This is a genomic window from Sphingobium sp. AS12, from assembly GCF_019097845.1.
GTDB lineage: Bacteria > Pseudomonadota > Alphaproteobacteria > Sphingomonadales > Sphingomonadaceae > Sphingobium.
Genome location: NZ_JAHRGM010000017.1, coordinates 61,993 through 86,559 on the forward strand (window position 1 = coordinate 61,993; position 24,567 = coordinate 86,559).

Sequence of the window (24,567 nt, forward strand, 5' to 3'; positions counted from 1 at the left end):
GGACAGCCTTTGGCGCGTGCAGTTCGCCGCATGGCTGTCCGGGATTACAGCGTTGTGTGCATTGGAGAGGACATGACAACGCTGTCCAGACGAATTAAGCAGATTCCTGCACCCAGTTCAATCGCCTTTTTTCAGGTCATGCGTCGATCGCGCCTCAGCCCGCAAACAGGTTGGTCGGCAATCCGCGCACGCCGCAGTCCACTTCGTAAAAGCCGCCGTCAAAAGGCGTTGCGTCCAGGCCGATCGCCGCGGAGCTGACGAACATGCGGTCCAGATCGGGTCCGGCGAAGGTAATGTTAGTGACCTGCCGCGCTGGCAGGGCGATGGCGCGGTCGAGCGTGCCGTCTGGGGTGAAGCGGCTGATTCGTCCGCCGCCCCAATGGGCGACCCAGATATGCCCGTCCGCATCCACGGTCATGCCGTCGGGATAGCCGTCCGCGTCGGTGAAGCGGATGAAGGGCTGGCGATCAGCGATCCCGTCGGCCGTCCGGGTGAAGCGATACATGACCCGACGCGACGTATCGCTATGGTAGAGCCATTTGCCGCAGGGCGAGAAAGCCGGGCCGTTGGTCACGCGATAGCCGCTGTCCATTTGCTGCCAGTGCAAATCAGGGGCAAGCCGATAGAGCGATCCGCTGTCGCGTTCCTCCTCCATGTCCATCGTGCCGCACCAGATATATCCTTCCGCATCGGCCTTGCCATCATTCATGCGGTTATAGGACAGGTCGGGTTCCGGGTCTCCGATGGGCGTGATGGTCAGCGGGTCCAGGCTGATCGCGGCAAAACCGCTCTTGAACCCGCCGATAAAGCCACCGCCCGCCCGCTCGGCCACCCAGCCCAGCGGTTCAGGCATCACCCAGCGTTCGACCGCACCGCCATCAAGCGACAGCCGATTGAGCGCGGGGCTAAGGATATCGACCCAATAGACCGCATTGTCGCGCGCCGACCAGAGCGTCCCTTCGCCCAGCGTGTCGGCCACATCGCGTTCGATCATCTGCCATAATGTCATGGTTCAGCGCCTTACCGAAAGGCGATAGACCATCGCATGATGATAGGGCTTGCCCGGATCAACCCGCGCCGACACGAAATTGGGCTTGTTGGGCGCGTCGGGGAATTTCTGCGGCTCCAGCGCGATGCCGTCGCCCATGCGGTAGAGATGCCCGCCCTTGCCGACCAGCGTGCCGTCCAGGAAATTGCCTGCGTAAAATTGCACCCCCGGCTCGGTCGTCAGCACCTCCAGTACCCGGCCCGATGCCGGATCTTCCAGCCGCGCGGCCAATTCCGGCGTCTTGGTCACGCCCTTGTCCAGCGCCCAATTATGGTCATAGCCACGCCCGGCAACGATCTGCGGATCGCGCCCGTCGCGAATGCCGTCAGCGACGCGGCGGGGGGCGCGAAAATCGAACACGCCGCCATCCACCGGCTTCAATTCGCCAGTCGGGATCAGCGCAGCATCGACCGGCGTATAGGCCTTGGCGGGGATCGTCAGCAGATGGCCGAGCGCCCCGTCGGGCGATCCCTCGCCAGCCAGATTGAAGATGGCATGGTTGGTCATGTTGACGATCGTGGGCTTGTCGGTTTTCGCGTCGAATGTGATGCCGAGGTTGCCCGCTTCGTCCAGCGTATAGGTGACGCTGCTATCCAGCTTGCCAGGATAACCCGAATCGCCATCCGCGCTGGTCAGCGTCAGCACCAGCGTCGCGACCGGTCCGCTCATGACCGACGCGACTTTCCAGACCTGCTTGTCGAACCCCTTGCCGCCGCCGTGCAGCGTATTGGTCTTGTCGTTGAGCGGCAGCTGATAGGCTTTGCCGTCGAGCGAGAAGGTGCCGCCTGCTATGCGATTGGCATAGCGGCCCACGGTCACGCCGAAATAATTGGGATGATCGACATAGTCTTTGAGGGCATCATAGCCGAGCAACACGTCGGCGATCCTGCCATCCTTGTCCGGCGCAGACAGCGACTGGAGCGTCGCGCCATAGGTCAGGATTTTCGCCGATACGCCCTGCTTGTTGGTCAGGCTGATCACCTCCACCCCTGATCCGTCCGCCAGAGTACCGGCGGGCGCGCGGCTGGCTTCGGCAGCGAAGGCAGACACGCTTGTCAGTGCTAGCGCGACTGCGTATGACAGCGTTGTTTTGATCGTAGCGACGTTGCGCATGGGGCTTCCTCTGGTGACCGTGACCCATTGACGGGTGGTTTCGGGGAATATACTCAGACAAAATAAGCGGATGCAACCCCTCAAGCGGCGGTGCCGCACTGGAATTTTACGGAGACGGATGAATGGCAGGACCAGTTTCCTCGACCGCCGCGCCAACGGTGACGCATAATCCCGGCACGCGCTACGGCCCGGCGCTTGGCCTGCTGGCCAGCCTGTTTTTCATGTGGGGCTTCATCACGGTCATCAACAACACGCTGCTGCCGCATCTGCGCAGCGTGTTTGACCTGAGCTACACCCAGACGACGCTGATCGAATCGGTCTGGTTCATCGCCTATTTCTTCGCCTCCATCCCGTCGGCCAAGCTGATCGAGCGGGTCGGCTACCAGAAGTCGATGGTAATCGGGCTGCTGATCATGGCGGCGGGCGCAGCGGGCATGACGCTGGCGGCGTCCATTCCCTCTTATGGTGTGACTTTGGTCATGCTGTTCGTCATCGCCAGCGGCATCACTTTGTTGCAGGTCGCGGCCAACCCTTACGTCGCGGTGGTCGGCAAGCCGGAAACCGCCTCTTCGCGCCTCAATCTGGTGCAGGCGATGAATTCGGCGGGCACGATGCTGGCGCCTTTGTTCGGCGCCTATCTGATCCTGGGCCGGTCGAAGGGCGGCACGGCGCAGGGCGATGTGGTCCTCACGCAAGCCGAACGTCTGGCCGACGCGCAGTCGGTGATCCTGCCCTATATCATCGTCGCCGTCATTTTGGTGGTGCTGGCCGTCATCATCGCCCGCTTCCCCCTGCCCGCCATGGGCAACGCCACGTCGCGCCACAGCAAGGAGGAGCGCAAGAAGCACTCGCTCTGGGCGCATCGCAATCTGGTGTTCGGTATCCCGGCGATTTTCATCTATCTGATCGCGGAAATCGGCGTCGCCAACCTGTTTGTCAATTTCGTCAGCCAGCCCCAAATCGCCAATCTGACCCATGAGCAGGCCGGCAATTATCTGAGCCTACTGTGGGGCGGGATGATGGTCGGCCGCTTCGCCGGCTCTGCGATCATGCAGAAATTCGATGCAGGTCATGCGCTGGCCGCCTTCTCGATCGGGGCGTTCATCGTCATGCTGGTAACGGTGTTCACCACCGGGCCGATGGCGATGTGGGCGCTGATACTGGTCGGCCTGTTTCACTCGATCATGTTCCCCACCATCTTCACGCTGGGGATCAAGGGGCTTGGGCCGCTGACCGAGGAAGGATCCGGCCTGTTGATCATGGCGATCGCCGGTGGCGCGCTGGTGGTGGCGCAGGGCAAGCTGGCGGACGAATATGGCCTGCAATGGTCGTTCCTGCTGACCGCGGCGTGCGAACTCTACATCCTGTTCTACGCACTATGGGGATCGAAAGTGACCCATGCGCTGCCCGACCAGCCGGTCGCGGAATAAGCGGAATAAAGCCGAGGGTCGCACTTCGGAAAAAGGCCGGAGCGGGGTAACCTGCTCCGGCCTTTTTGATTTCTCCCCGTTGCGGGGAGGGTCATCCCCCCATCGCGCTGGCCGTGTCCTCCAGCGCCAGATCGACCAGCACGCCCATCGCCTCTGCCGCAGCCGCTGCATCGCCCGCGACGATCGCATCGAACACGCGGACATGGTCGGGAATCGGGTTGCGCGGCAGGGCGCGGGCGCGCTGTTTATATTGGGTGGTCCAGTTGACCGCCGCGCCGATGCTGGCGGACAGGACCTGGAGCGCATCGTTGCGGGTCGCGTCGAGGATCGCATTGTGGAAATCGCGGTCGGCGGCACGCCCCAGTTCGGTCGCCAGCGTATGGCGGCGCATGGCGGCCAGCGCATCCTTCATGATCCTGACATCATTCCTGTCGCGGCGCTGCGCCGCCAGCCGGGCAGCGGCCGGTTCGACGATCGCGCGCAGTTCGAACAGGTCGCGCACGAACTGGATGTCTGGCTCTCCAGCAAAGGCCCAAGCCAGTACTTCGGGGTCGAGCAGGTTCCAGCGATTGCGCGGCAGCACCCGTGTTCCGGCCTTGGGGCGGCTTTCGACCAGCCCCTTGGCGGTCAGAACCTGGATCGCCTCCCGATAGGCGCTACGCGACACGTCCAGTTCCTCGGCAAAGGCGACTTCGCCCGACAGAACATCGCCCGGCGCATATTGGCCAGACAAGATCGCCGTACCCAGCTTGTGCGCGATGGCCCCGTGCAATCGCCTGCCCGGCCCGCGCGCTACCTTGGCCGAACCGCCATTTTCCGCGACTTGCGCATCTGCTGACGGCCTTTCCTGTCCCATTCCGGCTCCTCCCACCTTACGCCTATCAGGCACGGATCTGTGTAGAATACAAGCATTGCCATTACCATCATCCTGTAATATGTCGGAGTAATTGATAGAGTCATCGTGCAGGCGTCGCTGTTTTTTGCGGCCGCCCGAGCTTGTGATCGCTCGTCATTCAGGATCAGCCAGCGCCGCGAACGGCGTGCGGGAGGAGAGTTTTTCATGACATTGCGCCTGTTGCAGCATCGTGCCCCCAGCGGCGTCCGCTCCGTTATCGCGGCGCTGGGCGATGCCGCCCATATCGTGCCGGGCTATGCCAGCATCCGCGCGCTGGCGCTCGACGCCATCGCCCGTCGCATCAGCCTGAGCGCCGCTGTCGAAGCGGCCGGCACAGGCGATGCGATCGACATTGCAGCCGCGTTCGCCGCGGGCGAGTTGCTCGCGCCGATCGACCATGATGATGACGCGCATGTCCAGCTGACCGGCACAGGCCTTACCCATCTTGGCTCTGCCGAAGGACGCGACAAGATGCACCGGGAAGCAGCGGCGGTCGAAAAGCAGACCGATTCGATGCGCATGTTTCTGGAAGGGCTGGAGGGCGGCAAGCCTGCGCCGGGCGCGGTCGGCCAGCAGCCCGAATGGTTTTACAAGGGCGACGGGTCGCAACTGGTCGGACCGGGTGAACCGCTGGACATGCCCGCCTTTGCCAAGGATGGCGGCGAGGAGCCGGAAATTGCAGGCATCTACATCATCGGCGATGATGGCCAGCCCTATCGGCTGGGCCTGGCGCTCGCCAACGAGTTTAGCGACCATGTGACCGAGCGGCACAATTATCTGTGGCTCGCCCATTCCAAGCTGCGGCAGGCCGCGCTTGGTCCTGAACTGCTGGTCGGCACCCCGCCGGAGCATATCGAGGGGGCCAGCCGCATCCTGCGCGATGGCGCGACGATCTGGGAAAGGCCGTTCCTGTCGGGCGAGGGCAATATGTCGCACAGCTTCGCCAATCTGGAACATCATCATTTCAAATATGATCTGTTCCGCCGCCCTGGCGACGTCCATGTCCATTTCTTCGGCACTGCGACGCTCTCCTTCAGTGACGGCATCGCAACCCAGGAAGGCGATGTGTTCGAAATCGCCGCCGCGCCCTTCACCCTGCCGGTGCGCAATCCGTTGCAGCGCGCAGAACCAGTCGAAGTGGTCGTTCAGGCGCTCTGATCCCCATGGACCCGATCCGTATCGCGATCGTGGGCATCGGCAAGATCGCACGCGACCAGCATGTCCCGGCGATCCGGGGCAATAACGCCTTCAGCCTGGCCGCGACCGTCAGCCCGCATGATGCCGGGCTGGACGGGGTGCCGCATCTGGCCAGTCTGGACTCGCTGTTGCGGGATGGCCCGGCGGTGGATGCCATCGCGCTCTGCACCCCGCCGCAGGTTCGCTACGATCTGGCGGCGCAGGCGCTGGGGCGCGGCGTCCACCTGTTTCTGGAAAAGCCGCCCGGCGCGACGCTGGCCGAAGTGGGCGCGTTGCAGGCGCAGGCGGACAAGGTCGGCGTTTCCCTGTTTGCTGCCTGGCACAGCCGCTTTGCCGCAGGTGTAGCCCCCGCGCGGGCTTGGCTGGCCGAGCGACGTATCGAAAGCGTGTCGATCGTCTGGCGGGAGGATGTGCGCGTATGGCATCCGGGTCAGGCGTGGATCTGGCAGCCGGGCGGCCTTGGCGTGTTCGATCCGGGGATCAATGCGCTGTCGATCGTCACCCATATCCTGCCGCGCCCCTTCTTCCTGAGGGACGCGACGCTGACGCTGCCGGACAATCGCGCCGCGCCGATCGCGGCCGACCTGCATTTTCGCGACACGGGCGGCGCGCCGATCCACATGGATCTCGACTGGCGGCAGACCGGCCCGCAAAGCTGGGACATAGTCGTGGAAACCGACGCGGGGACGCTCAAATTGTCGCAGGGCGGCGCAGTGCTGCATCTGCCGAGCGGCACCGAACATGGCGAAGATGTCGAATATCCAGGGCTCTACAGCCGCTTTGCCGCGCTGATCCGGGGCGGACGATCGGACGTCGATACCGATCCGCTGCGGCTGGTCGCCGATGCCTTCCTGCGCGGGCGGCGCGAGACGACTGACGCATTTCACGATTAAGATCACAGGAGAGGATGACATGATCAAAGCCCTGCGCCGCACCACGGCCACGCTGCTGCTCTGCGCCACCGCATTGACCAGCAGCGCGCACGCCGACACGGACGGCAAGCCCACGACCGCGACGATCAGCGCCGCGACCCCAGGCCCGGTCTATGACAAGCGCATCTTCACCCAGTTCGCCGAGCATCTGGGCAATGGTATTTATGGTGGCCTCTGGGTCGGCAATGACAAGGCGATCCCCAACACCAACGGTTTCCGCAACGATGTGATTGCGGCGCTCCGCAACCTGTCGGTTCCCGTCGTGCGCTGGCCCGGCGGCTGCTTTGCCGATGAATATCATTGGCGCGAAGGCATTGGCGGCAAATCCAAGCGCCCGGTCAAGATCAACACCCATTGGGGCGGCGTGACCGAGCCGAACACGGTCGGCACCCATGAGTTCTTCGAACTGATCCGCCAGATCGGTGCGGAGGCCTATGTCGCGGGCAATGTCGGCAATGGCACCCCGCAGGAAATGGCCGAGTGGGTCGAATATATGACCTCGCCCGCAGGCACGCTGGCCGACGAACGCGCCAAGAACGGGCATAAGGAGCCGTGGGCCGTCCCCTATTTCGGTGTGGGTAACGAACTGTGGGGCTGCGGCGGCAATATGCGCGCCGAATATGCCGCAGACCTCACCCGCCGCTACGCCACCTTCATCAAGGCTCCGCGCGGCACGAAGATCATGAAGATCGCGGCGGGCGCCAATGTCGATGATTATAACTGGACCGAGACGATGATGAAGGTGGCGAGCGGTCAGCTCGATGCCCTCTCGCTCCATTATTACACCATCCCCGGCTCCTGGCCGCCGCGCGCATCGTCCACCGTATTTGATGAGGCGGGCTGGGCCAACACCCTGGCCGAAGCGCTGCGCATGGACGAGCTGATCACCAAGCATAGCGCAATCATGGACAAATATGATCCGGCCAAGAAGGTCTGGCTGGCGGTCGATGAATGGGGCACTTGGTATGCCGACGATCCAGGTACGCATCCCGGTTTCCTGCGCCAGCAGAACACGCTGCGCGACGCGCTGGTCGCGTCGGTTCATCTCGACATTTTCGCGCGTCATGCCGACCGGGTGAAGATGACCGCCATCGCCCAGATGGTGAATGTGTTGCAGGCGATGATCCTGACCGACGGCAAGAAGATGGCGCTGACGCCGACCTATCATGTTTTCGAAATGTACAAGCCCTGGCAGGACGCGACCGTGCTGCCGACCAGCATCGACACCCCCTGGTATAATAAGGATAAATGGTCGATGCCTGCGGTCAGCGGATCGGCGGTGCGGGGCAAGGATGGCAAGGTCCATGTCGGCCTGTCCAACCTGGACCCGAACCAGCCCAACACGGTGACGGTCAAGCTGGATGGCCTGAATGCCGCGAGCGTCACCGGCCGCATCCTGACCGCATCGGCGATCAACGCCCACAATACATTCGACGCGCCGGACACCGTCAAGCCCGTCGCCTTCTCCGGCGCGCAGGTCAGCGGCGGCACGCTTAGCGTGACGTTGCCGCCCAAGTCGGTTGTGGTGCTGGAGTTGCAGTAGAGGCTGGAATGTAATGGGCTCCCGCGCAGGCGGGAGCCCAGTCCCACCGTTTCAACTGGGCTCCCGCCTGCGCGGGAGCACATCGCTTTAATTGGAGAGGTCCGCATGAGGCGACCGACGTTCACGGCTTGGCTGGCCCTCGCCCTTCTCGCCGCCCCCGCCTGTGCGCAGCAGCCGTCCCAGCCGCCGCGTGACACGCTGAACAGTCTCCTGACCGGCGACCTGACGCCCACTCATGATCCGGTCATCATCCGGCAGGGCGACACCTATCATGTGTTCAGCACCGGCCATGGCAAGCGGCTGATCGAGACCCGGACATCGCCCGACCTCATTCACTGGACCATCGGTGCACCGATCTTCACCGCGCTCCCTGACTGGGCCAGACAGGCGATCCCCGGCAGCGACGGCATGTGGGCACCCGACATCAGTTTCGTAAACGGTCGCTATCGCCTCTATTATTCGGTCTCGACCTTCGGATCGAACCGCTCGGCAATTGGCCTTGCCACCAGCCCGACACTCGACCCCAAAGCCCCCGATTATCAGTGGCGGGACGAAGGGCTGGTCGTCATGTCGGACAAGAGCGACGATTTTAACGCGATCGACCCCAACTTCATCATTGACCGCGAAGGCCGCCACTGGCTCTCGCTCGGCAGCTTCTGGACGGGTCTCAAACTGTTCGAACTGGCCCCCAGAAGCGGCAAGCCCAAAGACCCAAAGGCCAAGCCCGTCGCTATCGCCCGCCGCCCTGCGCCCGCGGGCGGTCCCGCCCCGGTCGAAGCCCCCTTCATCATCGACCATGGCGGCTATTATTGGCTGATGGCCTCCTATGATTATTGCTGCAAGGGCGCGGCCAGCACCTATTATACCGTCATCGGCCGGTCGAAGGCGATCACCGGCCCCTATCTGGGCAAGGATGGCAGCCCGATGCTGGAGGGCGGCGGCAGCATCTTCCTGCGCGCCGACCTTCAGGAGCAGCAACGCTTCCGTGGTCCCGGCCATGCGGGCTGGCTGCATGACAAGGACGGCAAGGATTATGTCGTCTATCACGCCTATGACAAGCAAGCGAATGGCTCGCCCACCCTGCGGATCGCGCCGGTCCGCTGGGGCGCGGATGGCTGGCCGCACGCCGATTATTGATGCACCGACCGGAGAGAAATAGATGAGTTTCACCCTGTCCCGCCGTGGCTTCATTGCCAGCAGCGCCGCCCTGTCCGCCGTGCCGATGATGGCAGGCGCCAAGGTCGCCGACGCGCCCGTCGCCGGCCCGCAAAACCCGCTCGTCAAACAGCGCGCCGATGCGCAGGTTTTTCGTCATGACGACGGCTATTACTATCTGACCGGCTCCGTCCCCGAATATGACCGGCTGGTGCTGCGCCGGTCCAGGACGATCGCAGGGCTGACGACCGCCACCGAAGCGGTGCTGTGGCGGCATGAAAAGACTGGTCCCTTGTCCGGCTTCATCTGGGCGCCCGAACTGCACCATATCAACGGTCAGTGGATCATGTATTTTGCCGCCGGTCCCAGCGGCGGGGGCGAAGATGTGTTCCGCATCCGCACCTATGCGGTCGTCTGCGACGGGCCGGACCCGATGACCGGCAAGTGGAGCCTGCTCGGCCAATTCCAGGCACCCTGGGACAGTTTCAACCTGGATTCGACCAGCTTCGTCCATAAGGGGCAGCGCTATTTCGCCTGGGCGCAGCGCGAGCCGGGGATCGAGACGAACAGTAACCTGTACATAGCCAAGCTCGAATCGCCGTTGAAGCTGGCGGGCAAGGCGACCCGCCTGACCGTACCGACGCTCGACTGGGAAATTCGCGGTTACAAGGTCGCCGAAGCGCCCGCCATCCTGCACCGTAATGGCCGCCTGTTCATGACCTATTCGGCCAGCGCCACCGACGCGCGCTATTGTCTGGGGATGCTGACCGCGGACGAGAATGCCGACCTGCTCGACGCCAAGAGCTGGACCAAATTGCCCCAGCCGGTGTTCGTCGCCAATGCGGAGACCAGCGTCTATGGCCCCGGCCATAACAGCTTCACCGTGGATGAGCAGGGGCGCGACATCCTCGTCTATCATGGCCGCGATTATGAGGCGATCCAGGGCGATCCGCTGTTCAACCCCGACCGGCACACCCGCGTCCAGCGGCTCTATTATACCGCCGATGGCACGCCCGATTTCGGCGTGCCGGTCGGCGATGGTCCGCTGCCCGAACGCTTTGCGTCCGCCGCTGACGCCAAGCTGTTGCTGGCGCATGAAGGCTCCCGCCTGATCGTGGGCAACCCCGCCCTGGCCCAGACCCAGTTCCGCCAGACACCGGGCCGCGCGGGTCAGCAAAGCGTCATGCTGTCCCCGATCCTGATGCCCGGCCATTATCTGGTCGCGGGCAAGGACGGGTCGGTCACGCTGGAACCCGACAGCAAAGGCGCCGATTTCGCGATACGCAGCCAGTTTGTCCGGCTGACCGACTCGCGGCTTGACACTGTCCGCTTCGCTGCCATCGCCGCACCGGGCAAGGCGATCGGCGTCGCCAATGGCCAGATCCGTCTGGTCCGCAGCCGTGACGCTGCAGCACGCTGGCACGTCGACTGACACCGGTTCACCTGCTCTGACAAATAGATAGCATAACGGGCCGGTCATCGCGCGATGATCGGCCCTTGGCCTGTCCGCCCTCCGCGCAGGGAGCACCCGGAACCTCCATGCCTCCAGCCTGCGGCAATAATATCACGGCCCCATCACCTTTGTATGCCGCATCCACAAAATTTTGCTTGCACTCTATTTGTTGGAGCAATAATTAGTCTGAGTAATTGAGGCATGGCGAATGGGCCAGCCGCAGGGGAGGATTTGAAATGGCACGTCGGCCGATCGCACTATGTTCCGCATCCATGTTTGCGCTAATGTTGGGCGCCACCGCCCACGCGCAGACCAGCCCCGCCCCCCAGATCGCCGCAGAGGATGACGCCGCCGACATCGTCGTCACCGGCGTGCGCGCGTCGATGATCGGCGCGATCAACGTCCGTAAGGAATCGGTCCAGATCGTCGATTCGATCGTCGCCGAAGATGTTGGCAAGCTGCCCGACAATAATGTCATCGAAGCGCTCCAGCGCGTCACTGGCATCCAGGTCACCAACCGCACTGGCGGCGAAGCAGGCGCAATTTCGATCCGCGGCCTGCCCGATGCGCTGACCACCTTGAACGGCCGCAACATCTTCACCGCGTCCGGTCAGGCGTTCGCGCTTCAGGATCTGTCGGCCAACCTGATCCGTCAGGTCGATGTGTACAAGACCCGCGCCGCCGAACAGATTGAAACCGGTCTGGCTGGCCAGATCGACGTCAAGACCCGCCGCCCCTTCGACTTTGACGGCTTTGCCCTGTCGGCGCTGGCGCGCGGCATCTATAATGAAGAAGCCGACACCTATAATCCCAACGCCGCGCTGCTGATCAGCAATCGCTGGGAAACCGGGATCGGCGACATCGGCATCTTGATCAACGGCAGCTATACCCGCACCAAATTCCGCGACATGACGACGACGGCGGGCGCAATGGTGCCGTTTGCGACCGAAAATCCCCCTGCCGGTTCGGGTTTTGCCCCGCTCGAACGCATTTTCTCCGGCTGGCAGCCCGGCCAGGAGCGTGGCCTGCCCTCGGCCGCCGGTTCGACGCTGCCGATCAACGGCATCAACGTCCCCTATTATCTCTCGCGCGACGCCATTTTCAGCTCCGACCTGTACGGCAAGCGGGAACGGCCTGCGTTCAATGTCGCGGTGCAGTGGGCGCCCAATGACAGTTCGGAATATACCGCCGAAATGTTCTACAACGGGTTTAAGGGCAACACCTTCAACTCGCTACAATTCAGCTTTGCCGACTGGTGGGGCAGTCTGGGTCCGAACCCCGGTTCGACTTTCGAGCTGTATGACGGCACCAACATCATCAAGTCGCGCCGCGCAGGCGACGTGTTCGGCTTCAACAGCGGCGATTTTGCCACCAACAAGACCGATTCCTACGTCTATGCGCTGAACGGCAAGTGGAATGTCGGCGAAGGCGGCAAGATCGTCGCCGACCTGGCCTATCAAAGCAGCACCAACAAGACGTCCTTCATCGCTATGCGCACCACCCGCGTCGCCAAGGCGATCGACGTGGATTTCAACGCCGGTGGCGGCATCCCCTCCTATCATTTCGATGATGACGCGCTGCTCGCTGACCCCAGCCAGTGGACCATCGGCGAATTTTACGACAATGCCAACAAATCGAAGGGCAGCGCGCTGACCTTCATGCTCGACGGCGATTATGAGTGGGACGAAGGCTTCATCCGCAAGATCAGCGGCGGCTTCCGTTACGACGATCGCAAGGCGCGCGATTCGGTGCGCACGCAGGACGCAGGCGGCCTGGGCGCGAACCTGTCCACCCTGCCCGCAGAAGCCTTGTTCACCAACAGCGGCTTTTATGATGGCCGCGCGGACATTCCGACCAGCTGGGTATTGCCCAGCGGCTACTGGCTGTCGAAAAATGCCGACACCATCCGTCAGCTCTACAAGAATGATCCCCGCTATGCCGACCGCATTTTGCTGTCGGACCAGATGACGATGACCGATGTGTTTGACATCAACGAAGTCACGCTGGCCGCTTATGCGCAGGCCGACGCCGAAGTCTCGATCTTCGGTCGCCCGCTCCAGTTGCAGGCGGGCGTGCGCTTCGTTGCGGTCGATACCAATTTCACCTTCGTTGATCGCTACAGCAATCCGCCGCTAGTGACGCAGGCCGCATCAGGCACCCAGCGCTTCCTGCCCAGCTTCACCGCGCGCTACGAGATTTTCGACAATCTGCGCCTGCGCTTCAACTATGGCGAAACCTTGCGTCGTCCCGCTTTTGCCGACCTCAACCCCAATTATACGCTGACCGGCGACTTGACCAATGTCGGTTACGGCACCGGGGGTCGCGGCAATCCGGGGCTGCGGCCGACGACGTCAAAGAATTTCGACTTGGCGGCGGAATGGTATTTCGAACGCAGCAGCGCCATCTACGCCACCCTGTTCCGTCGTGAAATTGACGGGCTGGTGGTGCCGATCACATCGCTAACCACTGTGCCCGGTTCGGGCCTCAACACCAACAGCTTCCTCATCACCCGGCCGGAAAATGCGTCCAAGGGCGTGCTGAAGGGCGTGGAACTGGGGCTGACCTATTTCCCGACCTACCTGCCCGGTCCGCTGAAGGGTCTGGGGTTCCAGGGCAGCCTGACGATCCTCGATTCCAAGCAGAATATCCCGCTGGTCGACATCAACGGCAATGTCACCGGCCAGACCAGCTCGTCCTTCTTCGGCGTGTCCGACATGAGCTATAACGCCACGCTCGCCTATGAACGTGGGCCGATCGGCGCGCGCCTGTCCTATGTCTGGCGCAAGGAATTCCTGGCTAATAACGAAGCGCGCCTGTTCGCCAACCCGATCGGTGTATGGCGCGCGCCGGAAAAGAGCCTGGACTTCCAGCTGACCGCCAAGGTCACCGAACGCCTGGGCCTGACCTTCGACGCAGTCAACCTGACCCGGTCGAAGATGCAGACCTATTACAAGTTTGAAGATGTGGGTGGCCCGGAACAGTTTAACCTGGGCACCACCCTGCTGGCACGCACCTTCGCTCTGGGTGTCCGCTACAGCTTCAATTAAGCGCCCCGTGGGACGCGGCGTTTGCGCGCCGCTTTCCATGTCTGGCGGTCGTTCCGGGGTCCTCTCCAATCCCGGAACGACCGCCATATTTATGTGCCGATGGGAGGATGCGATGCACGCGATCAGGATGCTGCTGCTGGCCGGGGCCGCGATAGCCAGCATCGGTGCCGCGCCACCCCCGCCGGTAATGGATACAGCCGCCATCGCCACCCGGCACTTTGGCAATGACGCGCCCTGGTATCGCGATCGCATCCCCTATTTCGAGTCCGCCGACCCGAAGCTCGACGCGGTCTATTATTATCGCTGGCAACTCTATCGCGCGCATCAGCGTGATCTGGGCGCGGACGGCTATATCTCGACCGAGTTTCTCGACGATGTCGATTGGCAACGCCATCCCTATGCCAGCCTGAACGACGCCACCGGCTTCCATCTGGGCGAGGGGCGCTGGCTCAATGACCGGCGCTTTGCCGACGACTATATCAACTTCATGTATCGCAGCGGCGGCAACGATCGGCATTTTACCGATCATATGGCCGATGCCGTCTGGGTCCGCTATCTGGTCGATGGCGACCAAGCCGGCGCAGTGCGGCACCTGCCCGTCATGAACCATATCTACCGATTGTGGGACGACAAGTTCGACTTCGACAAAGGGCTGTATTTCATCGAGCCGCTGTTGGATGCGACCGAATATACCGTCTCCTCGATCGATGCGTCGGGCGGCAAGGACGGATTTCGGGGCGGCGACGCCTTTCGCCCCTCGATCAACAGCTATATGGTCGCCAATGCCCGCGCGATCGCGAAGATGGCGACGCTCACTGGCGACACCGCCATGGCCGCTGCCTACACCGCCCGTGCCGACGCGCTGCAACAGCGGATACTGGCCGACCTGTGGAGCGAGAGGCTCACCCATTTCATCGACCGGCACCAGTCGTGCAAAAATGAATTTGTCAGCTACTGGCAGCCGATCCGCAACCGCGAGCTGGTCGGCTATCTGCCCTGGATGTTCAACATTGTGCCCGACGAGGCGAAATATGCCGCCGCCTGGGCGCATCTGATCGACCCGTCGTCGCTGGCGGGCAAGGCCGGGATGCGCACGGTCGAGGCCGGTTACGAATATTATATGCGGCAATATCGCTATCTGGGCAAAGACCCCGAATGCCAGTGGAACGGCCCCATCTGGCCGTATCAGACGACGCAGGTGCTGCACGCCATGGCCAATCTGCTCGACCATCGCACCCACACAGGCCCGGTCACGCGCAGCACCTATATGCGCCTGCTGCGCCAATATGCCGCGCTTCATTATCAGGGGGACAAGCTCGATCTGGAGGAGGACTATCACCCCGAAACCGGCCAGCCGATCGTCGGGCTGGACCGCAGCCACCATTATTTCCATTCCGGTTTCAACGACCTGATCCTGACCGGCCTGGTCGGCATCCGCCCCCGCGCCGACGATATGCTGGAGGTCAATCCGCTGCTGCCCGACGCATCGGACCCACAGGCGCTTGGCTGGTTCCGGGTGCAGGACGTCCCCTATCATGGCCACAGAATCGCAGTGACATGGGACGCCGATGGTAGTCATTATCGGCGTGGAAAGGGGCTGGCAATCGAGGTGGATGGCCGGCAAGTTGCCCGGCGCGACACGCTGGGCCGCATCGAAATCCCCATGCCCCGTGCCGCTACAACACCCATCGCCCGCCCGATCAACCGCGCGGTGCAACTGGTCCGCGGTCAGTTTCCGATGGGTTCGGCGTCCAGCAACAGCGACGCCGAAAATGTCCATGATGCAATTGACGGGCGGACATGGTTCTTTCCCGAACTCGCCAATGGCTGGTCGTCCGCCCCTGCCCCGGCGCAGCAATATTATGCGATCGACCTTGGCCAGCCCACCGACATCAGCCGCGCCGAACTGGCCTTCTTCGCCGATGGCCAGCGTTTCGCGGTGCCGCGCGCCTATCGGCTTCAGGCGTGGATGGCCGATCGCTGGCAAGACGTCGCCACGCCCAAAGGCAGCCCGGTCGCCAATGGCGTCACCCCGCTGCGCTGGCCCGCAATCCGCACCAGCAAGGTCCGCCTGCGCCTGACCCAAGCGCCCGGCAAGGCGACCCGGCTGGTCGAATTCAAGCTGTTTGCCGACTGACGCCGGGACCCAATGATGGTGGTGCGTCTCCCCTCCCCGTCGGGGAGGGGAGACGCACACCTTGGCCTTAGTTACCGACCGGCTGGGCGTCCGTGCGGCGGACCACGATGGTCGAGGAGCGCGGCTGTTGCCCGGCGACCGGCCAGTTGCCAGTGGGATGCTGGATGTTGACGAAGAAGGTCTTGAGGTCCGGTGTATAGGCAAGGCCGGTGATTTCGCAGCCCTTGGGGCCGACCAGGAAGCGTTTGGACTGCTTCGTCGTCTGGTCGATGTAGAACATGGCGTTCTGGCCGAAAATATCCTCGATCGACTTGCCGGTCACACCGGACGTGCCTGGAACGCTATGGTCGGTCTGGACCCACAGGCGACCCTTGGGGTCGATGCGGATGCCGTCGGGGCTGGAGAAAGTGTCGCCCTTGATATCGCCGACGAGATTGGCGCCGCCCGACGCCAGCGCCGGATCGCCCGCCAGCAGGAAGATTTCCCAGCTGAACTTGGTGGCGAGCGGCGAATTGCCCTCTTCCTTGAACTTGACGATATGGCCGTGGCGGTTGGTGACGCGCGGGTTGGGCGCGTCGGTGACGCGGCGACCGCTATTGTTGGTCAGGGTTACGAACACGGCGCTGTTGTCGGGCGCAACCGTGATCCATTCGGGACGGTCCATGATGGTGCCGCCCGCGACGCGCGCTGCCGACTGGCAGTTGATCAGCACGTCGGCCTGATTGGCGAAATTGACCGTGGCGGGGGCAGGCGGCGTCGTGAACTGGCTGACGTCACCCGGATCGGACGCGCCGACGATCAGGCCGTTCTGGCCCTGCACCAGCGCGCGCCATTCGCCCGTGCCGTCACCATTGAAGCGCGCGACATAGAGCGTGCCATAGTCGAGCAGGTCGATATTGGCCGCCCGGTTGGCGGTGGAAAAAGCGCGGTCGGGAATGAATTTATAGATGCAGCCCGGCGTCGAATCGTCGCCCACGTAGATGGCGACGCGATTGTCGCTATTGGCCATATAGGCTGTGTTTTCGTGGCTGAAACGGCCCAATGCGGTGCGTTTGGTCGGGGCGGCCAGTTCCTGATAGGGGTCGATTTCAACTACCCAGCCATAATCACGTTCGGGCTGGGTCGGATCGAGGTAATTGTCCGTCGTTTCCTCGCAGGTGAGGTAGGTGCCCCACGGCGTGCGACCGGACGCGCAATTGTTGAGCATGCCCTTGATCGAGCTGGACAACAGACCAGCGGCGGGACCCCCAGCGCGATACATGTCATTGCCGGTATAGCGCTTGTTGAAGCGCGATCCGGCCTTGACCGCCCATTTGCCATCGCTGCCCTTGGCAATTTCGACGACAGAGATGCCGACCGCCGACAGGGCCAGCGCCTTTTGATCGGCCGTGGCAGTCGCGGCATTGTAGCTGCCCGACATCAGAATGTTGAAGTCGGGATATTCATGATTCAGCGCCAGCAGGCCGCCGCCATTGGCGTCCACGCCAGACAGGTCGAAATATTCCATGCCGTCATGATTGCCGCCAGCCCATTTCTCCGCGTCGGCTGGCGCCGGGAAGCTGCCCGAATAGGGGGTGCCGGTTTCCACCGAATCGCCCGCCTTGAGCAGCACGTCGACGGTGTAACCGGTCGGCACGGTGACGGTGTCATTCTGGTTGGCGGCAACACCGGCGAAAGTGATGGCATAGCTGTCGGTCGGCGTCGGGGTCGGCGTGGGTGTGGGCGTCGGGCTGGGCGTGCCGTCATCATCATCGTCGCAAGCGGCCAGCGTGCCCAACATCGGCAGGATCGACAGGCCCAGCAGGCCGTTCTTCAGGATCGTGCGGCGCGCCGGATTGGCGGCGACGATGGCTTCCAGGCTGTTGTCGCCCATGGAAATGGTCGGCTGCGCATCACGATAGGGCGCGCGCGCTTCGTCAGTCAGATGGGACATGGTTGATTACCCTTATAGCGTTTCCGGGCCGTCGGCAGAGCGCCGCGCCCCTGTGGCCGTGGCGCAGTGCCAGCAAGGGATGACAAGCGGACGGCGGGACCGGGTCAGGGTGATGAAAGACGCATGACAGGGCCGTTACAGCAGGCTGTTTACCTGTTCGACAAAGCGCAGCACCGAAATGGGCTTGGACACATAGGCCTGCGCGCCCGCGGCGCGGATCCGGTCCTCGTCACCTTTCCCGGCATAGGCGGTGACCGCCATGATCGGCACGGTGGACAGGCGATCATCGGCTTTCAGGGAAATGATAAGGTCCAGCCCGCTGACATGGGGCAGGTGGATGTCGGTGATCACAAGGTCGGGCAGAAAGTCGCGCGCCTGCGCGAGCACGTCGCGTCCGTCGCGCATCGGCAACACCTCATGGCCATGGGCCCGCAGCAAATCGCAAAAAAGTTTCAGATTAAGTTCGTTGTCCTCGACAACAAGCACGCGCTTTGCCACCAGTCACCCATAATTTTTCAAGCAGCCCATGAAGCGCGCCATCCCCTGGCCGCCCCCGCCGAGAGCCGATCATGCGACCCGATACCCATAATGGCAAGCAAGATAGCGGCGCGGACCCCGCGACGCTGGCGCTGATGGCGCTGGGCTGGATATTGGCCGACGGGCAGCGGGCCGACCGGCTGCTGGCGCTGACGGGCCTTGACAGCGACGCGCTGCGCGCCGGGATCGACAATCCGGCGATATTGAGTGCGGTGCTGGCCTTTCTGGCCGACCATGAGCCGGACCTGATCGCCTGTGCTGAGGCGATTGACACGCGCCCCGACATATTGATCGCCGCGCAGGAGAGTTTGAGCCGATGAGCCGCCCGCTGATCATCACCGATTGCGACGAGGTGCTGTTGCACATGGTCGTGCCGTTCCGCGCCTGGCTGGACGAGACGCATGATGTGCATTTCAACATGCATGATCGCGGTTTTGCCGAAGCGCTGCGGCACAAGGATAGCGGCCTGGTGGTCGAGCGCGACCGGGTATGGGCATTGCTCGTGGAATTTTTCGACACGGAAATGTACCGGCAGACGCCGATTGCGGGGGCGGTCGCAGCGTTGGGGCGGCTGGCGCAGATCGCCGACATCGTCGTGCTGACCAATATTGGCGAGCGCCACCACCAGTTGCGGGTCGAGCAGCTGGCGGCGTTTGGCCTCAACTTTCCGATTCACTGGAATCATGGGTCGAAGGGCGAACCGCTGGCCGCGATCGTCGCCGCGCATGATGCCAGCGTCGCGCTGTTCATCGACGATCTCGCCGAACATCATGCGTCGGTCGCGCGCCAAGCGCCCGGCGTGTGGCGGCTGCATATGGTCGGCGAACCGGAAATTGCCGCAACAGTGCCCGCCGCTCGCCATGCCCATGCGCGGATCGATGACTGGGTGGTGGCGGAACGCTGGATCATGGACAAGCTGGCCGCCGGGCCGGCCCCGACCGAGACACTGCCTACAGATGGAGCCTTATCATGAGCATCGACGCCCGCCTTGCCGAACTCCGCATCACCCTGCCCCAGGCCGCCGCCCCGGTCGCCGCCTATGTGTCGAGCGTGCAGGCCGGTGACCTGCTGCATATTTCCGGGCAGATTTCACTGGCCCCCGACGGGCTGATGACCGGGCGTCTGGGCGAGGACCGGGAACTGGATTATGGTGTGGCCGCTGCGCGCATCTGCGGCCTCAACCTGATCGCGCAGATGAAGGCGGCGCTCGGCAGCCTCGACCGGGTCGAGCGGGTGGTGAAACTCGGCGCCTTCATTGCCAGCGCCCCGTCGTTCACCGACCAGCCCAAGGTCGCCAATGGCGCGTCCGAACTGATGGTGGAAGTGTTCGGTGAGGCAGGCAAGCACGCCCGCAGCGCCGTGGGTGTCCCTGTGCTGCCGCTGGGCGCGGTGGTGGAAATCGACGCCATCGTGCTGGTCCGCGCGGCTGGCTGACCGGCGGACCTTGCGTAATAGCGGGCGCGACCCAATTTTCCGGGCTGTGACCCAAGCTGCCAGACCCCAACGCCTGAAGGCGCGCCGATGAGCGATGTCGTCGCGCGTATCGCCGCGGGGGTAGCGGACCTGCCGCGCGACCAGTGGGATGCCTGCGCGGGGGCCGACAATCCGTTCGTCAGCTGGGATTTCCTGAGCGCGCTCGAGCGATCGGGCAGCGTGGGCGAAGGAACGGGCTGGCAGCCCTTGCCGCTGCTGATTGATGGGACGGATGGGCGCATCGCCGCCGCCGCGCCGATCTATGCCAAGAGCCACAGCCAGGGCGAATATGTGTTCGACCATGGCTGGGCCGATGCCTGGCACCGGACAGGCAGGCGCTATTATCCCAAGATCCAGATCGCCGCCCCCTTCTCCCCAGTGCCTGGTCCCCGGCTGCTGCTGCGCGACAAGGGGCTGGCCCCGGCGTTGATCGCGGGGATCGAGACGCTGGTGGAGCGCAACAGCCTGTCGTCGGCCCATGCGACTTTCGTGGCGCCGGATCAGATTGCGCATTTCGAGGCGGCGGGCTGGCTGATCCGTGAGGACAGCCAGTTTCACTGGTCCAATCGCGGCTATGGCTGTTTCGACGATTTTCTGGCCGACCTGTCGAGCGCCAAGCGCAAGAATATCTGCAAGGAACGGGCGCGGGCAGTCGAAGGGCTGGAGATCGTCCACCTGACCGGGCACGACCTGACCGAGGCGCATTGGGACATATTCTGGGATTTTTATCAGGATACCGGCGCACGCAAATGGGGGACGCCCTATCTGACGCGCTCCTTCTTCTCGCTACTAGGCGAGACGATGGCCGACCGGGTGTTGCTGATGCTGGCGCTGCGCCAGGGCCGAGCGATTGCAGGCGCGCTCAACCTGATCGGCGCGGATACGCTTTATGGCCGCTATTGGGGCTGTAACGAGGAGGTACCGAACCTCCATTTCGAACTCTGCTATTATCAGGCGATCGACGTCGCGATTGCGCGCGGCCTTGCCCGTGTGGAGGCAGGCGCGCAGGGCGGGCACAAGCTGGCGCGGGGCTATGCCCCCGAACCGACTTTTTCCGCGCATTTTATTCCCGATCCGGGTTTTCGGCGCGCGGTGGCCGATTTCCTGACCGCAGAGCGGGCGGGCGTGCAGCAGGACCGGCAATGGCTGGCCGAACGGACGCCGTTCAGGAAGAGTGATTAGGCGGCGCGCGCCTGGGTGAGGGCGATCCATGCGCGGGCCTGACGCTGGGCCTCGGCGATTTCGCGGGCGGTCATTTCCTCGGCAATCTCGGCGCGCATCGCCTGGCCCTCTTCGCTGCCGCCAAGGGCTGCCAGATTGAACCATTTATGTGCCTCGATCAGATCGATCGGCATGTCACCGGTGCCGCAGCTGAACGCGACGCCCAGATCGAAACAGGCCTCTGCCGATCCGCCGGCTGCCCGCGCCATACGGCTATCGGCTAGAAATTGCGCACTCTTGATACTATTGCCCATGACCCTGTTCCCTTTTCCAACACTAACCCAATGGTCGACAACCCTTGTTCTTGTTCCACGAAGAGCAGGTTGGACCGGCAGCTGCTAAAAAATGGTTAACGGCATTGGCCGCATAACAGGCCCAACTCGCGCCATTCCGGGGGTAGGCAAAGTTAACGCTGGTCGGAGCGTGCGATGAACAGTGGCAGATAAGGACTGGCATCAGCGCGTCATTATCCCCATAGCCGCACGTATGGCCCAAACTCCCCCCTCCGCCAGCACGCTTGTTGGCAAGGACATACAGTTTCGCGAATTCGTGCTGCTGTGCGCCTGCCTGATGGCGATGAACGCGCTGTCGATCGATCCGATGCTGCCCGCCCTGCCCGCCATCGGCCGCGATCTGGCGATCGCACAGCCCAATGACCGGCAGCTGATCATCAGCGTCTATTTTCTGGGGCTGGGCATCGGGTCGCTGCTGTTCGGCGTCCTGTCCGACCGCTATGGCCGCAAGCGGGTTCTGGGCGGGGCTATGGTGTTGTTCATCCTCTCGTCCATGGCCTGCGCGGCGGCGCAAAGCTTTCCCATGATGCTGATCGGCCGCGCCTGCGCCGGCTTTTTTTCCGGTGCCAGCCGCGTCATCACTGTGGGGATCATCCGCGATCGGTTCCGGGGCGATGCCATGGCGCGAGTCATGTCGTTGATCTTTGCGGTGTTCATGCTGATCCCGGTGATGGCCCCCAGTTTCGGGCAGGCGATATTGTGGATCGCGCCGTGGCGCTGGATCTTCTGGGCGCTGGCCATATTGGCGAGCCTGATCCTGCTATGGATGGTCGTGCGGATGCCCGAAACCTTGCGCCCGGAAAATCGGATGCGGATCACGGTCGGCGCGCTGCTGCACACGGTCGGCACGATCATGCGCACCCGCAGCTCGATCGGCCATATGCTGGCCAGCGGCGTGGTGATGGGCGGACTTATCGGCTTCATCCTGTCGGTCCAGCAGATTTTCTTCGATGTGTTCAAGGCGGAACATATTTTCCCCGTCGCCTTTGCCATCATTGCAGGATGTATGGGGGTCGGCAGCCTGCTCAACAGCCGGCTGGTTTCGCGCTTTGGCGCGCGACGCATGAGTCAGGGGGCGTTGATCGCCTTCATCCTGATCGCGCTCGTCCACCTCGCCGTCATCCTGGCAGGCCGAGAGACGATTGTGACCTTCATGCTGTTGCAGGCGATGACGATGCTGACGGTCGCCTTCACTGCATCCAATTTCAGCGCGATCTCGATGGAGCCATTCTCGAGGGGTGCGGGCGTCGCTTCTTCCTTTCAGGCGTTCCTGACCACCGCCCTGTCCGCCGCGCTTGGCAGCATCGTTGGCCGTGCCTTCAACGGCACCACCCTGCCGCTTACCATGGGGCTGCTGGTGTTCGGATCGATCAGCTTTCTGATCGTGATCTGGGCGGAGCGGGGCAAGCTGTTCACCCGGCCCAATCATGGCGGGCTGCGGGACATTGAGTTCGAGGTCATGCACTGAACGAAAAAACGGGGCGGTGTTACCCACCCCGTTTTTTTCGTGTCGATCAGGCGTCCTGCCCGCCCGGCGTGTGTGCGCCGGGCAGCGGTGGCACTGGCTGGGGCGGGATGCCCGCATCCAGTTCCGGCACATCGCTCACCCCGCGCCCGACATGGCTGCGGCTGCGGCTATAGGCGAAATAGACGATTAGGCCGACCGCGGCCCAGCCCACGAACATCAGCTTGGTTTCGACGCCCAAGCTCCAGAACAGATACATGCAGCCCAGGATCGCGATCGGCGCGGTGACCATGATCGCCGGGGTGCGGAAGGGCCGCCTGCGCGACGGATCGGTGCGGCGCAGCACCAGCACCGCGATCGACACGGCGGCGAAGGCAAACAGCGTGCCGGAATTGGAGATGTCCGCCAATATGCCGACCGGGAAGAAGGCCGCGAACAGCGCGACGAAGATGCCGGTCAGGATGGTGATGACATAGGGAGTCTTGTAGGTTGGATGGACCTTTGAGAACATCGCGGGCAACAGGCCATCGCGGCTCATGACGAAGAAGATGCGGGTCTGGCCGAACATCATCATCAGGATGACCGACGGCAGGGCAAGACCGGCAGCCAGGCCGAGCAGATTGCCGATCTGGGGCCAGCCGATTTCACGCAGGGTCCAGGCCAGCGCTTCCTTCGAGCAGGTAACGGCTTCGGTGCCAGCAGCGGCCAGCGCCGCGCATTGTTGCGACAGAGCGGTCGAACCAGGGGCAAGGGCGATGCCGCCGTCGGCGATCGGGATGCCGCCTGCCGTGACCGGCTGCGCGCCCACGGTGCCGATGACGCCAGCAGCCACGAGCATATAGAAGATGGTACAGATGCCAAGCGATCCGATCAGGCCGATCGGCATATTACGCTGGGGATTTTTGGTTTCTTCGGCCGCGGTGGAAACGGCGTCAAAGCCGACATAGGCGAAGAAGATCGAGGCGGCGGCTGCAGAAATGCCCGAAAAGCCGAGCGGCGCGAAGGGCGTGAACTTTTCCATATTCATGACCGGCAAAGCCAGCACGATGAACAGGGTGAGCGCTGCAACCTTGATCAGCACCAGCACGGCATTGACCGACGCGCTTTCCTTGGTGCCGATCACCAACAGCCAGGTGACCAGACCGGCGATCAGCATCGCGGGCAGGTTGACCATGCCGCCATCAAACGGCCCCCGCGTCAGCAGATCGGGAATGTCGAGATGGAATGTATGCTCAATCAGGCCCACGACATAGCCGGACCAGCCGACCGATACTGCGCCCGCTGCGACGGCATATTCGAGGATCAGCGCCCATCCGACCATCCAGGCGATCAGTTCGCCCATCACCGCATAGCTATAGGTGTAAGCGGAGCCGGACACCGGGACCATCGCCGCCATTTCGGCATAGCAGAGCGCGGCCACGGCGCAGACGAACCCGGCGATGACGAAGGCGAGCATCATGCCCGGCCCCGCCTTTTGCGCAGCTTCGGCGGTCAGCACGAAAATGCCGGTGCCGATGACGGCCCCAATGCCGAGCATGGTGAGCTGGAATGCGCCCAGCGAGCGATGCAGCGATTTCTTCTCTGCCGTCGCCAATATGGCGTCGAGAGATTTTACGCGCCCGAAAATCATGGATGGAACCCTTTATCTTGCGATGTCTTGCCCCAGCGGCCGGATCACCCGCCCCCTTTTGCTAT

The 24,567-nt window shown here is 63.1% G+C and carries 20 protein-coding genes; 13 read left to right on the forward strand and 7 right to left on the reverse strand.

Features of this window, described 5'->3' with window-relative positions:
* Positions 1-154 precede the first annotated feature (154 nt).
* Positions 155-1,009: an SMP-30/gluconolactonase/LRE family protein gene (locus KRZ98_RS06790; protein WP_217672906.1), complete on the reverse strand. Its 855-nt coding sequence runs from the start codon at positions 1,007-1,009 to the stop codon at positions 155-157.
* A 3-nt stretch (positions 1,010-1,012) separates the two neighbouring features.
* On the reverse strand, positions 1,013-2,161 hold the full coding sequence (locus tag KRZ98_RS06795; protein ID WP_217672907.1) for an aldose epimerase family protein: 1,149 nt from the start codon (positions 2,159-2,161) through the stop codon (positions 1,013-1,015).
* A gap of 122 nt (positions 2,162-2,283) precedes the next feature.
* Here KRZ98_RS06795 and KRZ98_RS06800 point away from each other — a divergent pair, with 122 nt between their 5' ends.
* Positions 2,284-3,591 carry a sugar MFS transporter gene (locus tag KRZ98_RS06800; protein WP_217672908.1) on the forward strand — a complete coding sequence of 436 codons (1,308 nt, stop codon included), beginning with the start codon at positions 2,284-2,286 and terminating at the stop codon, positions 3,589-3,591.
* 91 nt (positions 3,592-3,682) lie between these two features.
* On the opposite strand, the gene KRZ98_RS06805 is transcribed toward KRZ98_RS06800, so the two are convergent.
* A complete protein-coding gene (locus KRZ98_RS06805) occupies positions 3,683-4,447 on the reverse strand; it encodes a FadR/GntR family transcriptional regulator (RefSeq protein WP_217672909.1) in 765 nt (254 codons plus the stop codon).
* 204 nt (positions 4,448-4,651) lie between these two features.
* Here KRZ98_RS06805 and araD1 point away from each other — a divergent pair, with 204 nt between their 5' ends.
* The 7 genes from araD1 (at position 4,652) to KRZ98_RS06840 (ending at position 15,950) form a co-directional block, all read left to right on the forward strand.
* Positions 4,652-5,644, forward strand: coding sequence for an AraD1 family protein (araD1, locus tag KRZ98_RS06810; RefSeq protein WP_217672910.1), 993 nt, complete (start codon positions 4,652-4,654; stop codon positions 5,642-5,644).
* A gap of 5 nt (positions 5,645-5,649) precedes the next feature.
* A complete protein-coding gene (locus tag KRZ98_RS06815; protein WP_217672911.1) occupies positions 5,650-6,576 on the forward strand; it encodes a Gfo/Idh/MocA family protein in 927 nt (308 codons plus the stop codon).
* A 19-nt stretch (positions 6,577-6,595) separates the two neighbouring features.
* Positions 6,596-8,158, forward strand: coding sequence for an alpha-N-arabinofuranosidase (locus KRZ98_RS06820; protein WP_217672912.1), 1,563 nt, complete (start codon positions 6,596-6,598; stop codon positions 8,156-8,158).
* Positions 8,159-8,263: 105 nt separating this feature from the next.
* Positions 8,264-9,295 (forward strand): arabinan endo-1,5-alpha-L-arabinosidase, encoded by a 1,032-nt coding sequence (locus KRZ98_RS06825; protein WP_217672913.1) that lies wholly within the window; start codon positions 8,264-8,266, stop codon positions 9,293-9,295.
* A gap of 22 nt (positions 9,296-9,317) precedes the next feature.
* Positions 9,318-10,745, forward strand: a complete 1,428-nt coding sequence (locus KRZ98_RS06830) for a glycoside hydrolase family 43 protein (protein WP_217672914.1) — start codon at positions 9,318-9,320, stop codon at positions 10,743-10,745.
* A 257-nt stretch (positions 10,746-11,002) separates the two neighbouring features.
* Positions 11,003-13,813 (forward strand): TonB-dependent receptor, encoded by a 2,811-nt coding sequence (locus tag KRZ98_RS06835; protein ID WP_217672915.1) that lies wholly within the window; start codon positions 11,003-11,005, stop codon positions 13,811-13,813.
* A 112-nt stretch (positions 13,814-13,925) separates the two neighbouring features.
* Positions 13,926-15,950 (forward strand): discoidin domain-containing protein, encoded by a 2,025-nt coding sequence (locus KRZ98_RS06840; RefSeq protein ID WP_217672916.1) that lies wholly within the window; start codon positions 13,926-13,928, stop codon positions 15,948-15,950.
* 67 nt (positions 15,951-16,017) lie between these two features.
* Here the strand turns inward: KRZ98_RS06840 and KRZ98_RS06845 are convergent, their stop codons facing one another.
* Together KRZ98_RS06845 and KRZ98_RS06850 are read right to left on the reverse strand one after the other, a co-directional pair.
* Complete coding sequence (locus KRZ98_RS06845; protein ID WP_217672917.1) at positions 16,018-17,883, reverse strand: PhoX family phosphatase; 1,866 nt, start codon at positions 17,881-17,883, stop codon at positions 16,018-16,020.
* A 135-nt stretch (positions 17,884-18,018) separates the two neighbouring features.
* Positions 18,019-18,381 carry a response regulator gene (locus KRZ98_RS06850; protein ID WP_217672918.1) on the reverse strand — a complete coding sequence of 121 codons (363 nt, stop codon included), beginning with the start codon at positions 18,379-18,381 and terminating at the stop codon, positions 18,019-18,021.
* Between the two features lie 71 nt (positions 18,382-18,452).
* On the opposite strand from KRZ98_RS06850, the gene KRZ98_RS06855 reads away from it, so the two are divergent.
* From KRZ98_RS06855 to KRZ98_RS06870, 4 genes are all read left to right on the forward strand, one after another.
* Positions 18,453-18,740, forward strand: a complete 288-nt coding sequence (locus KRZ98_RS06855) for a DUF3572 domain-containing protein (protein ID WP_217672919.1) — start codon at positions 18,453-18,455, stop codon at positions 18,738-18,740.
* Complete coding sequence (locus KRZ98_RS06860; protein WP_217672920.1) at positions 18,737-19,393, forward strand: HAD family hydrolase; 657 nt, start codon at positions 18,737-18,739, stop codon at positions 19,391-19,393. Before KRZ98_RS06855 ends, KRZ98_RS06860 begins: the two co-directional genes overlap by 4 nt.
* Positions 19,390-19,854 (forward strand): RidA family protein, encoded by a 465-nt coding sequence (locus tag KRZ98_RS06865; protein ID WP_217672921.1) that lies wholly within the window; start codon positions 19,390-19,392, stop codon positions 19,852-19,854. Before KRZ98_RS06860 ends, KRZ98_RS06865 begins: the two co-directional genes overlap by 4 nt.
* Before the next feature lie 87 nt (positions 19,855-19,941).
* Positions 19,942-21,075 carry a GNAT family N-acetyltransferase gene (locus KRZ98_RS06870; protein WP_217672922.1) on the forward strand — a complete coding sequence of 378 codons (1,134 nt, stop codon included), beginning with the start codon at positions 19,942-19,944 and terminating at the stop codon, positions 21,073-21,075.
* Here the strand turns inward: KRZ98_RS06870 and KRZ98_RS06875 are convergent.
* A complete protein-coding gene (locus tag KRZ98_RS06875; RefSeq protein ID WP_217672923.1) occupies positions 21,072-21,368 on the reverse strand; it encodes a hypothetical protein in 297 nt (98 codons plus the stop codon). The two genes, KRZ98_RS06870 and KRZ98_RS06875, sit on opposite strands and share 4 nt — an antisense overlap.
* 232 nt (positions 21,369-21,600) lie before the next feature.
* Here KRZ98_RS06875 and KRZ98_RS06880 point away from each other — a divergent pair, with 232 nt between their 5' ends.
* Positions 21,601-22,875 (forward strand): multidrug effflux MFS transporter, encoded by a 1,275-nt coding sequence (locus tag KRZ98_RS06880; RefSeq protein ID WP_217672924.1) that lies wholly within the window; start codon positions 21,601-21,603, stop codon positions 22,873-22,875.
* Between the two features lie 46 nt (positions 22,876-22,921).
* On the opposite strand, the gene KRZ98_RS06885 is transcribed toward KRZ98_RS06880, so the two are convergent.
* A complete protein-coding gene (locus tag KRZ98_RS06885; protein WP_217672925.1) occupies positions 22,922-24,502 on the reverse strand; it encodes an amino acid permease in 1,581 nt (526 codons plus the stop codon).
* Between the last annotated feature and the right edge of the window lie 65 nt (positions 24,503-24,567).